Source organism: Oceanobacillus jeddahensis (assembly GCF_000750635.1).
Classification (GTDB): Bacteria; Bacillota; Bacilli; order Bacillales; family Amphibacillaceae; genus Oceanobacillus; species Oceanobacillus jeddahense.
On sequence record NZ_CCDM010000004.1, the window covers coordinates 122,636 to 136,065 of the forward strand.

11 protein-coding genes and 1 pseudogene are annotated in these 13,430 nt (G+C 39.5%); 8 read left to right on the forward strand and 4 right to left on the reverse strand.

Annotated elements, in window-relative coordinates:
* The first annotated feature begins 5 nt into the window (after positions 1 to 5).
* From BN986_RS17230 to BN986_RS17250, 5 genes are all read left to right on the forward strand, one after another.
* Entirely contained in the window at positions 6 to 188 is a 183-nt protein-coding gene (locus BN986_RS17230; RefSeq protein WP_040982479.1) for a hypothetical protein, read from the forward strand.
* A 504-nt stretch (positions 189 to 692) separates the two neighbouring features.
* Positions 693 to 1,421, forward strand: coding sequence for a polysaccharide deacetylase family protein (locus tag BN986_RS17235; RefSeq protein WP_040982481.1), 729 nt, complete (start codon positions 693 to 695; stop codon positions 1,419 to 1,421).
* A 346-nt stretch (positions 1,422 to 1,767) separates the two neighbouring features.
* Positions 1,768 to 2,292 (forward strand): diaminobutyrate acetyltransferase, encoded by a 525-nt coding sequence (gene ectA, locus BN986_RS17240; RefSeq protein WP_040982483.1) that lies wholly within the window; start codon positions 1,768 to 1,770, stop codon positions 2,290 to 2,292.
* Between the two features lie 8 nt (positions 2,293 to 2,300).
* Positions 2,301 to 3,587 carry a diaminobutyrate--2-oxoglutarate transaminase gene (gene ectB / locus BN986_RS17245; RefSeq protein WP_040982485.1) on the forward strand — a complete coding sequence of 429 codons (1,287 nt, stop codon included), beginning with the start codon at positions 2,301 to 2,303 and terminating at the stop codon, positions 3,585 to 3,587.
* Between the two features lie 31 nt (positions 3,588 to 3,618).
* Positions 3,619 to 4,005 carry an ectoine synthase gene (locus BN986_RS17250; protein ID WP_040982486.1) on the forward strand — a complete coding sequence of 129 codons (387 nt, stop codon included), beginning with the start codon at positions 3,619 to 3,621 and terminating at the stop codon, positions 4,003 to 4,005.
* 705 nt (positions 4,006 to 4,710) lie between these two features.
* Here BN986_RS17250 and BN986_RS17255 read toward each other — a convergent pair.
* The 3 genes from BN986_RS17255 to BN986_RS17265 form a co-directional block, all read right to left on the reverse strand.
* Positions 4,711 to 5,145, reverse strand: coding sequence for a GNAT family N-acetyltransferase (locus BN986_RS17255; RefSeq protein WP_040982488.1), 435 nt, complete (start codon positions 5,143 to 5,145; stop codon positions 4,711 to 4,713).
* 67 nt (positions 5,146 to 5,212) lie between these two features.
* The gene (locus BN986_RS17260) at positions 5,213 to 6,736 is read right to left on the reverse strand and encodes a Na+/H+ antiporter NhaC family protein (RefSeq protein WP_040982490.1); all 1,524 of its coding nucleotides are present in this window, start codon (positions 6,734 to 6,736) and stop codon (positions 5,213 to 5,215) included.
* Between the two features lie 359 nt (positions 6,737 to 7,095).
* Positions 7,096 to 7,329, reverse strand: a complete 234-nt coding sequence (locus BN986_RS17265; RefSeq protein ID WP_040982492.1) for a hypothetical protein — start codon at positions 7,327 to 7,329, stop codon at positions 7,096 to 7,098.
* A gap of 346 nt (positions 7,330 to 7,675) precedes the next feature.
* On the opposite strand from BN986_RS17265, the gene BN986_RS26330 reads away from it, so the two are divergent.
* Positions 7,676 to 7,843, forward strand: a complete 168-nt coding sequence (locus tag BN986_RS26330; RefSeq protein ID WP_074435709.1) for a YfhD family protein — start codon at positions 7,676 to 7,678, stop codon at positions 7,841 to 7,843.
* Positions 7,844 to 7,884: 41 nt separating this feature from the next.
* On the opposite strand, the pseudogene BN986_RS17270 reads toward BN986_RS26330, so the two are convergent.
* Positions 7,885 to 8,307, reverse strand: a pseudogene (locus tag BN986_RS17270) (GNAT family N-acetyltransferase); the annotation flags it as partial.
* A 316-nt stretch (positions 8,308 to 8,623) separates the two neighbouring features.
* Between BN986_RS17270 and BN986_RS17275 the strand changes: the two are divergent.
* Positions 8,624 to 10,096 carry an MDR family MFS transporter gene (locus tag BN986_RS17275; RefSeq protein ID WP_040982494.1) on the forward strand — a complete coding sequence of 491 codons (1,473 nt, stop codon included), beginning with the start codon at positions 8,624 to 8,626 and terminating at the stop codon, positions 10,094 to 10,096.
* Between the two features lie 621 nt (positions 10,097 to 10,717).
* Positions 10,718 to 13,411, forward strand: a complete 2,694-nt coding sequence (locus BN986_RS17285) for a cation-transporting P-type ATPase (protein WP_040982498.1) — start codon at positions 10,718 to 10,720, stop codon at positions 13,409 to 13,411.
* The last annotated feature ends 19 nt before the right edge of the window (positions 13,412 to 13,430 follow it).

Below are 13,430 nucleotides of genomic sequence, written 5' to 3' on the forward strand. Positions count from 1 at the left end.
TTTCAATGGACAACAATAATCGTAATTTCAACCGCAATGAACGAAGAAATCGCAATAACGAGAACCAACGTAATCAAGAAATAGATAACGTGGAATTTGCAAATGAGAATGAATTTGTTGACGAAAACACTTTTAAAGACAACAATAACCGCAACAACGAGCGACGCAATAACCGTAATCGCAAATAGGTAACCATTATTTTTAAAGATACCTGAATCAATGGATGAAAAATTCCTGATTCAGGTATCTTTTTTATGATTAAATTTTGTGTCATTAAACCAAACTTGATCCTTTTCGTAATTGTTTTTTTGCAGATGTTCCTCCTCTCCAAAATTTTCATGTGTTCATGTATGATAAAAAAGCCTTCACCAGCAAATAATAGAGATAGAACATAGCCAATTTCATTTATAAAACGAAACTTCACTCAGTGGGAGTTTTCGACGCACAGCTCTTTACGATGGGACGAGTAATCGCAGTCCCAGTGCCAGCTCCAGTCCCAGGACGTCGCGAACGTAGTCTGCTGCTTTTCTCCCACTGAGTTAGCCTAAGTGATTCAGGGAGTTAGCTCACCTAATCTCCCGCCTAAATAAGTTTATTTTCACGCTTTATTTTGAGACGGGAGTTTTACGGACGGTTCTCCGTGATAAATAATACGTCATGTTTCATTGACTTTTGAGAATTAGAGGTGCCAAATGAAGAAAAAAATACTTTATACGATTACTTTCCTGCTTCTGACTTCTTGTTTTTTCTTCATAATCCATGAAGAGATACATGCAAAAAATAGATTTGATTTTGAAAAAGACGGAGATATTTTCTGGGATGCGAAAACGGAAGAAAAAGTAATCGCATTAACATTTGATGATGGCCCACACTCAAAATATACTCCTGCCGTTCTGAATATTTTAAGTGAATACGGAGCCAAAGCTACTTTTTTTGTACTGGGCGCCCACGCAGAAAAATTTCCGGATATTATTTATCGTCAAGTAATGGAAGGACACGAAATTGGTAATCACACCTATGATCACACCACAAAACTCAGCCGGCTTAGTCAAGAAATGAAAGAAACCTCCGATATCATCTACGCTATCACAGGAAACCGGCCAAAACTATTTCGACCTGTTGGCGGGGAATATAATAATGCGATTGTCCGAAAAGCTAAAGAAAATCAGTTACATCCTGTTTTATGGTCATGGGATCAAGATACAAAAGATTGGAACGACACGGATTATAAAACGATTGCAGATAATGTCATCCGTAATGTGTCTCCTGGGGATGTTATTCTTTTTCATGATGCAGGAGGGAATAGAGAAGAAACAGTAAAAGCACTTCCACTTATCCTCGATTATCTGGCTGAACATGAATATGAAACAATTACAGTATCTGAAATGATGAAGAAGGATGAAAGAATAACAGAAAATTAGCAGGATATTCTCCATTCCAACTGTTATTCATTTCTTTCTTCACCCATCATTTTAAAAAATCTACTCTGCTAATGTAACATTTTTTCCAATTGAACATTTGGCCTCGCTTCACACTCCGCTTCCCTGCCAATTTTTCTAAATCTTTAAAAACAGGCTTATTTCTATTATATTCAAAGCTATTGATAGGCAGTGGCAGGCATTTTACTCTTATCCGCTCTCACCATAAATAATCGCTGAATTTCCGGTTTTATGCGTTTTGACGTTATTTTTCCTTATGTTAGTCTAATATGGTAAGTAAAAAATCCACTCAGGAGGTGAGAGCATTAATACAAACACAACAAATGACATGACATTAACTATTGAAAAAGAAAACGATTTTTATTTTCGCGAACCTGCAAAAGATGATGGGGCAGCTGTTTGGGAACTGATTAAAGATACCAAGGTGCTTGATCTCAATTCTTCCTACAGTTACTTAATGTGGTGTGATATTTTTTCAGAGACCTCCATCGTTGCAGAAAAAAACGGGAAAACACTTGGTTTTATTTCCGGGTATAAAAATCCGAATAATACGAATAAACTATTTATCTGGCAAGTTGCTGTAGATGCTTCCGCTCGAGGTAACGGATTAGCAACAAAAATGCTGCGCCAATTATTAAAGCGCGAAGCTTGTAAAGAGATTAATTATGTGGAAGCAACCGTTTCCCCATCCAATCAACCTTCCCAATCTTTATTTAAAGGTCTCGCTAAAAAGCTGGATACGGATTGTCATATCAGTGACTACTACGTAACGGAAGATTTTCCGGATGAAGAGGAAGAACATGAAGATGAGTTACTGTTTACAATTGGACCAATTGCTACAGAAAATAAATAATTAAAGGAATGATTTCATTGACAACAGCAACATGGAATGATGCGAAAATGAAAACGTTTGAAAATTTAGAATCAGAAGTAAGAAGCTACAGCAGAGGATGGCCGACGGTTTTTGAAAAATCAAAAGGCTACAAGCTTTGGGATACGGATGGAAAAGAATATATTGATTTCTTTGCGGGTGCAGGCACATTGAATTATGGTCACAATGACGATGCCATGCAAGAGAAATTAATTGAATATATTAAAAATGATGGCGTGATTCACAGTCTTGATATGGCTACAATTCCAAGACAAGATTTCCTGGAGCGTTTTAATGAGGTGATTCTCAAGCCGCGAAATTTGGATTATAAAATCATGTTCCCTGGCCCCACTGGCACAAACACCGTAGAAAGTGCCCTGAAAATCGCCAGAAAAATAACCGGACGGGAAACCGTAATCAGCTTTACCAATGCGTTTCATGGAATGACGATTGGTTCCCTTTCTGTGACAGGAAATTCATTCAAGCGACACGGTGCGGGAGTTCCGTTACATCATGCTGTTTCGATGCCATTTGATAATTATGTGGAAGACAATGATTCGATTGCTTATCTGGACCGCTTTTTAGAAGACAGCGGAAGTGGTGTTGCCCTCCCTGCTGCAATCATTCTGGAAACCGTTCAGGGAGAAGGCGGGATTAACGCTGCACGCATGGAATGGCTGAAAAAAGTAGAAGCACTATGCAGACGCTGGGATATTCTCCTGATCGTGGATGATGTACAGGCTGGAAATGGACGTACGGGCACTTTCTTCAGCTTTGAACCGGCTGGAATTAAACCGGATGTGGTCTGTCTGTCTAAATCCATTGGGGGAATTGGTCTGCCGATGGCGATTACATTAATCAAATCAGAGTATGACCAGTGGGGACCCGGCGAGCATAACGGAACCTTCCGAGGCAATAATATGGCTTTCCTTGCTGCAACCGAAGCGCTGAAAAATTGGGAGAACGATAATTTTGCCAATGCCGTACAAGAAAAAGGCGTATTTCTCAAATCAGAAATCAACAGATTGATCGACCAATATCCAGAATTAAATGGAGAAGCCAGAGGCAGAGGTTTAATGCAGGGCATTGCCGTTGAAAAAGAAGCGTTAGCAGGTGAAATTTGTGCGGAAGCATTTAACCGCGGTCTTATTGTGGAAACCTCCGGCCCGGATGATGAAGTGGTGAAATTCCTGCCGCCATTGATTATTGATCAGGAAGGTCTGGAAAAAGGAATAGATATTCTGGAAGATAGTATAAAACATGTATTAAAAAAATAGAGATGCTGTTCACGGAAAGGAGAATTTATAAATGATCGTAAAATCACTGGAAGACTTAGTTGGAACAGAAGATGAAACAAAATCCGAAAATTGGGAAAGCCGTCGTTTTATCTTAAAAAAAGATGGTGTCGGCTTCAGCATGAACGATACCATTATCAAAGCAGGAACAGATAATTTCTTCTGGTATAAAAACCATATTGAAGCAGTTTACTGCATTGAAGGTGAAGGTGAAGTCGAAAAGGTTTCTACGGGAGATGTATACCAGCTTAAGCCTGGCACCATGTATCTGTTAGATGAAAATGATAAGCACCGTCTCCGGGCACGCACACAAATGCGTATGGTCTGTGTATTCAACCCGCCTTTAGTCGGAACGGAAACGCATAATGAAGAAGGATATTATCCGCTTTTAACAGAATAAATCACCTTCAAAAAATCCTCTGATCAAGGGTATCCCCTATCAGAGGATTTTTTCCGCTTTGACTTGAACTACTCCATCTTGATTTCAAGCAAAATCTGAAGATGGAGATTCCTGCGAACACCAATGCATCCATCAGTTATTTTAGCAGGCTCTACCCGTAGTCCCTACGGTGAATGCTTTGATACTTTATACGACGGCTTCACCGCACACCCTATTTTAGCTTGGTTTTCGCAACTTCAGTGTGTGCGTGTCAAGTAGTGCTTGGATATTTCACGTGACAAAGCATTTCTTGTCACAACCCTGTATACCCAGTTCTCAAAGAATGTTTCGTATATTGATATTGCACCACGAGAACGTAAGTTTGTATACAAAAAAAAGACGATTCATCTCCACCCTAGCTTCGCTTGAGGATGGAGTCTTCTCGACCAAAATGATAAATTCGATGTATGGACTGAGATTCGTCCGGGGTTTTTGTAAGAAAACTTGGCATTCATTAAGGATTACTCTCCCCACCGAAGTAATTTTGCGATTAATCGTCCCATTAAAAACGCTGCTCTTTCACCGACATAGATTGGTTATCGTATCCTTCATAATAAAAAGCCGTCTATTTCTTATTACAAAGAAACAAACGGCTTCATCCAGCAGTCAGCTTTCAAATTTTATTGTCAAAATTTATTTAACTGCTTCCATCATTTCTCTTCTATATTATTCGGCTTTCAAACCCAAATGCAGGATCGGATAGTCTCTCCCCTGGTCATCCTGTTCTGACTCTCCAGTAATTTGAAAGTTATTTTTCAGATAAAAAGCAAGAGCCGGTTTATTATCTTTATTGACATCTACTAACTTAATGCCGTCCTTTTCAATTAAATCATTTAAAATTCTGCTGCCAAACCCCTTTCTTATTTGCTCCGGGTCTAAGAACAACATTTCTAACTGAGACGCATTCACACCGGAAAATCCAATGAATGTAGTATCTTCAAACCACATTTTCATATCTAATTGCGGAAAATAAGCAGGAATTCCTTTCTTAAGCGACTCCCTATCCTCTGATGCTAAAAAATCATGTGTTGCCAAAACAGATTTCTCCCATAATTCGATTAAGGCAGGGTAATCCTCACTGCCAGGCTTTTTCCATTGCATTATTTCTTCCTCCGTTAAAAAAATCGAAATAAAACATGCCTCACTTCACCAGCAAGGCATGTTTCTTTTATACATTCATTTTCGATTCATATTTATTTTTTGTCAACTTTGATAATACAAATGCTGCTAAAATAAGCAATACAATTGTGAGTATTACGGTCCACGGACTGCCAGTCAAACCTGCAACAACAAAACCGATTACCGCAATGATTGCATTGGTCAATGCATAAGGGAACTGTGTTTTCACGTGATCAATATGATCTGCACCAGCTCCTGTTGATGACAAAATACTTGTATCAGATATTGGAGAGCTATGATCTCCAAAAATGCCGCCGGACAATACAGCGCCGATACAGACAAGCAATTGTGCATCTAATGCAACCGCCATCGGAATAGCAATCGGAAGCATAATAGCGAATGTTCCCCAGGAAGAACCGGAAGCTAGTGAAACAATTGCCCCGATAATAAAGAGCAATGCTGGTATAATAAATGCCGGCACTCTTCCCTGCATTAATTCTACGATATAATTCGCTGTTCCCATCTCACTGATAACCGTTCCAAGCGACCAAGCAAGCACTAGAGTCGCAGCAACATAGACCATCTTTTGCATCCCGGATGTATAAATATCAAAAATCTCTGCAAACTTTTTCATCCGGAAGCCAATTAATAAGATAAAAATGGTAATAGCTGCAAATAAATAAGCTGTTGTCAGCGAGACGCGGAAGTCATTACCATCCACTGGTTCAAACGGAAATCCTTTTGTGGAAAGCAATCCAAACAATGTCACGAATAGGACCAATAAAGGAAGCCAAATTAAAATAGCTTTGCTTTCTTGATTATCCTCCGCTTCCTTATCCGGTCTTCGCAGCGGCTTGGAATCCTTCCAGTACAGCTCGCCGGTTTCTCTAACTCTGCGTTCCGCCTTTGCCATCGGACCAAAATCTAATTTAAAGAGCGTCATTAATGGAATCATCAATACTGCTGAAATAGCGTAGAACTGAAATGGAATGACTTGAACAAAGGTATCGAACTCCGATGTAGTTATTCCCAGTGCGTCGAACTCACTTCTTATCAGCCCCATAATATAGACGCCCCAGCCAATAAAAGGGATCAATACAGCAACTGGAGAAGACGTAGAATCAATGATATACGCCAGTTTCTCTCTAGAAATTCTTGCTTTATCAAATATTTTCTCAAAAATAGGGCCGACAATCAAAGGCGTCCCCAAATCAGAGAAAAAAATAATCAAGCCGCCAAACCAAGCAGATAATTGAGCTTTCACTTTAGAATTAATCGATTTGACAGTTTTTGCTGCAAGTGCAGCGCCTCCCCCTGATTTTTCGATTAAAGCTACAAACCCTCCGATAAAAAATAACAAGACAAGCACAGCCGCATTGTAGCTGTCTGTCAATTGCGGAAACAGAAAATTTCCTATCGTTTCCGTTGTTGCAGTTAATGGATTTCCTCCCACAATAATAAGTACGCCCACAAAGGCACCTAAAAATAATGAAATAATAACGTTTTTCGTAAGAATCGCTAGAATCACTGCCAAAACTGGCGGAATAAGCGACAGCCACCCCATATGTTCCATCTTTTCTCTCCTTTTTTCTTCATGCTTTCATGAATGATATACAGTACATCTTTATCAGTTATTTTAATCATACTGTTATAAATTGAACATAAAAAGTCATTGTTAATCAATGTATGTTCCTTATTTTAACACGGGAAAGAGAAAAATAAATGAAACAAAATACCTAATAATTATGCATTTTAACGAATAATTATACTATAACAAACATTATTAAACAGCCTGTTTATTGAAAGAATAATTAAGCCATTGCTATGACAGCTTCTAATTAATCGCGAAAGAAAGCTGTGTATTACATTTCAATCCTTCTCTATTAACAAGAAGTCCCTTCATATCACAATAAAACCCCTCAGCAATGACGCTCAGGGGTTTTTAGTATCTTTGTCTTCATTTTGTTTTTCTTTATGCTTCTTTTCACTTTGTGACTCATCCTTTGATTTTGTCTTTCGTTTCTCATCCCTGGCCTCTATCTTTAGATCTTCCAAGGGAACGTCATCTACAAACATCTGCTCCTCATGTTCATCCAGCATGGTCCTGCGCTCTTCATTTCGATTCGGTTTCCCGCTCTTTGAAGAACGTTTTTCATTGTTGGACATTCTTATCCACCTCTCTGTCTCTTTTTAATACTTTTCCTTTCTAAGTGGATTACTAAACATCATTATGCGAAAATTTCTGCTTGCACCAATTTTAACAACCATCATACATCACATCCAAAAATTTAAGCAGTATAGTATGTTTCATTTTGCCATTGTAAACAATGAATAAGTATCGTAAACCAGTTAAAAATACAAATATGTCAGTACAGACTTCCCTTATGTTGTCTAAGGAGCAGACGATGCAACAGCTGCCGTCACAAAGCAGACCGATGTATTGCGATTTTTAACCTGTCTGGCAGACGATTAACTAACCAATTATATACAAACCTAAAAAGGGGTGTTCCCAATGGGCAGAGATGAGCATAAGAAAAGAAAAAATAATTTTTTATCACAAACTCCTAAAAATCAGATATCTGACGGCATCGATGTCGAATTTTCAGATGAATTAGCTGATGCGGAAGATAAAAAAGCTCAAGCAAGAAGCCGCGCTTCTGATAAAACGAAACTTCACTAAGTGGGAGTTTTTGTTCTTCTCCCACTTAGTGTTCGTTTCGTTTTATAGGATTTTATTGCTCTTTGGTTATCCATGTCCACCCGCAACCACACTTTATGCAGATGTAATTCCCGAAATCCCCATTGTAGCATCTTCTCCATCGCCGCCATTCCATACCCTTTCCGCCAAAAATCTTTATTCCCAATCGTAATTCCCAGTTCAGCCTGTTGATTGAATGCATCTATGTTTTTTAAATCAACCCAGCCTATGTGCTTACCATTTCCAGTGAGAATCGCTTTTTGTTCATACCCGTTTGATTTATCCATACATTTTTGAATCCAATTTTTCGTCTCCTCCATAGTGAACGGCGGATATGTATCTGGTATATTTAAATATTTCGTTACCTCTTTATCCAAACACCACTTATAACGGTCTTCTGCGTCTTCCAGCTTCAACTCTCTTAATGTCACTTCTGGTAATTTCATCAAGTTATTCTCTCCTTATTATTTTTTAAACGATTGTATAACACGGAACCTCATTGATAAAATCTGAATTTTCCTTTTATTGCAGCACTTTGAATAAAGAAGGAACAGAACATCTTTCCTCGCACCTTTCGAACGATTAACTATGAAACTAGAATTCTATTTCTTACAATTCAAGAATGCTTCTGCTACAATATAGCTAATTCGATTATGGAATTATATTTCCATTTGAAAGAATTTCTGATAGTTTCCATAATTACCTGATATCCACATACACCGCAGGGAAAAATAAATAGCTGAAGTAAAGGAAGGAAAAGGAATGGTACATAAACAAACGAAACGGCCTGTCGTGCTTGTCGCCCTGATTCTTTCTATGTTTATGGCGGCAATCGAAGGAACCATTGTTGCCACTGCAATGCCTAATATTGTATCTGATCTGGGCGGTTTTACATTATACAGCTGGGTCTTTTCCAGTTTCCTATTAATGCAGGCAGTTACCACGATGGTATACGGCAAATTAGCCGACTTATTCGGCCGCAAACCGATCTTTGTCATCGGTGTCATTATATTTTTAATTGGTTCCTTATTATGCGGATTGGCAGAAAGCATGACTGCTCTTGTCGTGTTTCGGCTTATCCAGGGAATTGGAGCCGGTGCTATACATCCGATAGTAACCACGATCGTAGGAGATATGTATAATTTAGAAGAACGGGCTAAAGTACAGGGATATTTAGCAAGTGTCTGGGGCATTTCCTCTGTTGCGGGTCCGCTTTTAGGTGGAATGATCGTTCAATACGTGGACTGGGCTTGGATTTTCTGGATGAATATCCCGCTTGGCCTTATTGGATTAGCTTGTGTTGTTCTGTTCTTTCATGAAAAAGTGGATAAAGAAAAGAAAACCATTGATTACCTTGGGACAAGTTTCTTTTTCATAGCCATATCTGCGTTGATTATCGTATTTGTACAAGCAGGCACAAATTGGGCTTGGCTATCACCGGAAACGCTCGGTCTGCTTGGACTCTTTGTCATTGGTATTTCCTTGTTTATTTGGCAGGAGAAAAGGTGTGCAGCGCCGATGATGCCTTTATCCTTATGGAAGAATAAATTAATGGTCATTGCCAATATCGCTACCTTACTCTCCGGGATGATTATTTTAGGTTTAAGCAGCTTCCTCCCTACTTACGTGCAGGGAGTCATGGGCGAATCAGCAATTGTCGCGGGTTTCACTTTAAGTACCTTATCTATCGGCTGGCCAATCTCCTCAACCATCGCCGGGCATCTGGTATTACGAATCGGCTTTCGAAAAACTGCCTTTCTTGGCGGTATCGCATTATTCGCCGGTACATTTCTCTTTTTCCTGCTTGATGCAGACAAAGGACCAGTTTATGCTGGTTTCAGCTCTTTTGTCGTAGGGGTAGGTATGGGGCTGACGTCAACCACTTTTATTGTTGCGATTCAAAATAGTGTATCCTGGCAAGCAAGAGGATCGGCTACCTCTTTAAATATGTTTATGCGTATTATTGGCAGCGCAATAGGTACCGCACTGCTCGGCGGCATCCTGAATTTGCGCCTGCAGCAATATTATCAGCAGCAGGCAGCAGATGATATGCCAAACATAGATGCTGTCTTAAATGAAGGGATGAGAGAAACCCTTTCTCCAGATACGTTAGCTTTGATGCAGGATGGATTAGCCCATGCATTTCATACCGTATTCTTCGGGCTCTTTTTAATAGGTATAGTCACCTTTATTATTCTATGGTTCTTTCCCAAAGGTACAGTACCAAATAAGTAACCATTTTTTCTGCCGGTTTCTTACCAATTGAAATAATCAGTATCAGCGGGATGTTTAATCAAATCCTTTTTTAATCATCCCGTTATGATTTAAATCAACCATCCCTCTCCTTTTCACTGATTTTTGAATTCAATATAAAACGAAACTTCACTCAGTGGGAGTTAGTGCCCGTTATCTCCCGCTAAATAAGTTTATTTTCACGCTTTATTTTGAGGCGGGAGTTTTACGGACGGTTCTCCATGATAAAACAAACCATCCATTCTTACATTCCCTTCACATCAAAATGCACATCACCAAATTGTCGAAATTTTTCGTCCCGGGGTACTTGAATGACTTCTCTTTTTCCCTCATCATTATAAGTGAAGATACATTTATTTTTTAAAAGAGGTGATTAACGATGGTTTAAATTGTAATAAAATGTAACATCTTGATAATAAAAGCAATTATCCATCAGAAATGATTTTTTCTGCTCATACGATTGCTGCCTCTTATACTTCATGTAATAACAGCAGGAAAAACACCCGGACAATTTTCGTTCTTACTTTAACTCTCCTTAAAACGTTTGATTGCTATTTCCACGCATAAGATTAAACGGATTCAGGAAGAAAGGAGCACGTGCTTATGGCACAAGAAAAATGGTTTAACCTGAAGACAGAACAAGCAGAATCGAAACTGGAAACGGATATAAACCATGGTTTACGCAAAGAGCAAGTTGAACAACGCAAACAGAAATGGGGAAAAAATGAATTACCGGAGCCGGAGAAGGATCCAAAATGGCTGAAATTTTTACACCAATTTAATGATACATTAATTTATGTTTTATTAATTGCAGCTGTCCTAACGGTTGTTTTACAACATTTTGCGGATACAGTTGTCATATTACTGGTTGTTCTAATTAATGCTGTTATCGGCTATTTCCAAGAAAACAAAGCTGAGAAAGCATTGGAAGGCATAAAAAAGATGCTCTCTCTTGAGTCAACAGTTATTCGTGACGGGGAGCGCAAGGAAGTCGCTTCAAGCGATCTGGTGCCGGGTGATATCGTGTTATTGTCTCCAGGAGATAAAATTCCCGCAGATTTACGGTTAACTGCCACCAGCCGGCTGACAATAGAGGAATCCCCTCTCACTGGTGAGTCAACATCAGTCGAAAAAAATACAGAAACCCTGCCGGAAGATACGGTTCTTGGCGATCGATTAAATATGACTTTTTCCGGTACAGCGGTTGTATCCGGTTCTGGTCAAGGGATTGTTGCAGCTACCGGTGCAAATACAGAAATCGGTAAAATCAATCAGTCGATTGCAGAAGTGGAAGAATTAAAGACACCTTTACTAAAACAAACAGCACATTTCGGGAAAATGATTTCCATCGCTATCGTCAGCATTGCAGCTTTATTGTTTGTTTTTGCAGCAATTTTCTATGACTATCCCATCGGGGAACTGTTGCTTTATGTTATCAGCTTAATTGTTGCCGCTATCCCGGAAGGTTTACCTGCTATTCTTTCCATTATTCTCTCATTAGGTATGCAGATCATGGCCAGAAACAATGCCATTATGCGTAATTTACCGTCTGTAGAAACACTCGGAGCAGTAACTGTCATTTGTTCGGATAAGACAGGAACGCTGACCAAAAATGAAATGACCGTCCAATCCATTGAACTATCTGACAGACGCTTGGATATTACAGGGAATGGATATGCACCAGAAGGAAAAATCCTTGAAAATAACCAAGAAGTAAATATTGCAGAAGACCAGGAACTGCAAATGTTTTTAAGCAATATATTAACAGTAAATGATGCCTATTTGCGAAAAGATGACGAGGAAGAATGGACAATCAGCGGAGAACCGACAGAAGGCTGTCTGGTCACACTGACAGAAAAAGCAAATCAGGAAATAGACCGGCTTCCCATCCTCTCTAAAATTCCTTTCGATTCCAGCTATAAATACATGGCAGGACTTGTGGAAAAAGACGGAAAGAAAATCATTTATGTAAAAGGGGCCCCAGACCGGCTGTTTGATATGGCAGGCCTGGCAGAAGACTCCGAGGAACGCAAGCTTTGGGAAGACAAAATGCTCGCACGCTCCAGCAATGGCGAAAGGGTCATCGGAGCTGCGTATAAATATGTAGCAGACAATAAAATGGAAATCGATCATGAAGATATTTGTGAAGGATTGAACATAATTGGTTTAGCGGGCATTCTCGATCCTCCAAGAGAAGAAGCCATTGAAGCAGTGAAAGTCTGTAAAAAAGCTGGTATCCAGGTGAAAATGATTACGGGTGATCACAAGACAACAGCGCTTGCTATTGCCAAACAAATGGGTATTACCGAACAAGACAATGTTCTCGAAGGACGAGAGCTGGACCAAATGTCTGAAGAGGAAATGCAGACCGCAACCCAAAACGTAGATGTTTTCGCCCGTACCAGTCCAGAAAACAAATTACAGCTGGTAACCGCTATGCAGGAGAATGGAGAAATTACTGCGATGACAGGTGACGGGGTTAATGATGCTCCTGCTTTAAAACGCGCAGACATCGGTGTTTCCATGGGGATCAAAGGAACCGAAGTCTCCAAAGAAGCTTCCGAAATGGTGCTGGTCGATGATAATTTTAACACCATTGTCAATGCTGTGAAAGAAGGACGGCGGGTCTACGATAATTTGAAGAAAACGATCCTGTTTATCCTGCCAACCAATGGCGCGGAAGCATTTTTGATTGTTTCTGCATTAATCGTCGGAATGAACATGCCGCTATCCCCGATTCAAGTCCTTTATGTAAATATGGTGACAGCAGTAACTGTTTCTTTCGCATTGGCGTTTGAAAAACTGGAACCGGGAGCAATGGAACGGCCCCCGCGTCCGTCGAATGCAAAACTGCTTAGTCCCTACTATATTTTCCGGATTATTTTAGTATCCTTGCTTGTTGGCGGAGCCATTATGACCATGAATGTAACTCTTCTCGGTGATCCAGAACATTATACGCATGAACAGGTTACAACAATTACGCTGCATTCCATTGTGATTGCGCAGGTTTTCCATCTATTTAATGTCCGGAACGAACGGAATTTTGCATTTAATAAAGATTTCTTCTCCAACAAGATTGCTTTTATGCTTGCAGGCGTACTGATTGTTCTTCAATTAATGGTGACGTATATTCCATTCTTAAGGAATGTATTTGATTTATATCCGATCGAGGCACAATACTGGATATATCCTTTTCTCATTGGATTCATGACCTTTATCATTATTGAAATCGAGAAGTATATCACCCGGAAGATTTCTGCTGCGAGAGCATTTAATAAAGAAAAGGGAAAAGAATAACAGCAAAAAGACAAGGATC

Bases quoted from the DNA above. Each gene is read 5' to 3' on its own strand.
- BN986_RS17285 (WP_040982498.1), top strand. From the start codon at position 10,718: ATGGCACAAGAAAAATGGTTTAACCTGAAGACAGAACAAGCAGAATCG.
- BN986_RS26330 (WP_074435709.1), top strand. From the start codon at position 7,676: ATGGGCAGAGATGAGCATAAGAAAAGAAAAAATAATTTTTTATCACAA.
- ectB (WP_040982485.1), top strand. From the start codon at position 2,301: ATGATTTCATTGACAACAGCAACATGGAATGATGCGAAAATGAAAACG.
- BN986_RS17230 (WP_040982479.1), top strand. From the start codon at position 6: ATGGACAACAATAATCGTAATTTCAACCGCAATGAACGAAGAAATCGC.
- BN986_RS17260 (WP_040982490.1), bottom strand. From the start codon at position 6,736: ATGGAACATATGGGGTGGCTGTCGCTTATTCCGCCAGTTTTGGCAGTG.
- BN986_RS17235 (WP_040982481.1), top strand. From the start codon at position 693: ATGAAGAAAAAAATACTTTATACGATTACTTTCCTGCTTCTGACTTCT.
- BN986_RS17250 (WP_040982486.1), top strand. From the start codon at position 3,619: ATGATCGTAAAATCACTGGAAGACTTAGTTGGAACAGAAGATGAAACA.
- BN986_RS17275 (WP_040982494.1), top strand. From the start codon at position 8,624: ATGGTACATAAACAAACGAAACGGCCTGTCGTGCTTGTCGCCCTGATT.
- BN986_RS17265 (WP_040982492.1), bottom strand. From the start codon at position 7,329: ATGTCCAACAATGAAAAACGTTCTTCAAAGAGCGGGAAACCGAATCGA.
- ectA (WP_040982483.1), top strand. From the start codon at position 1,768: ATGACATTAACTATTGAAAAAGAAAACGATTTTTATTTTCGCGAACCT.
- BN986_RS17255 (WP_040982488.1), bottom strand. From the start codon at position 5,145: ATGCAATGGAAAAAGCCTGGCAGTGAGGATTACCCTGCCTTAATCGAA.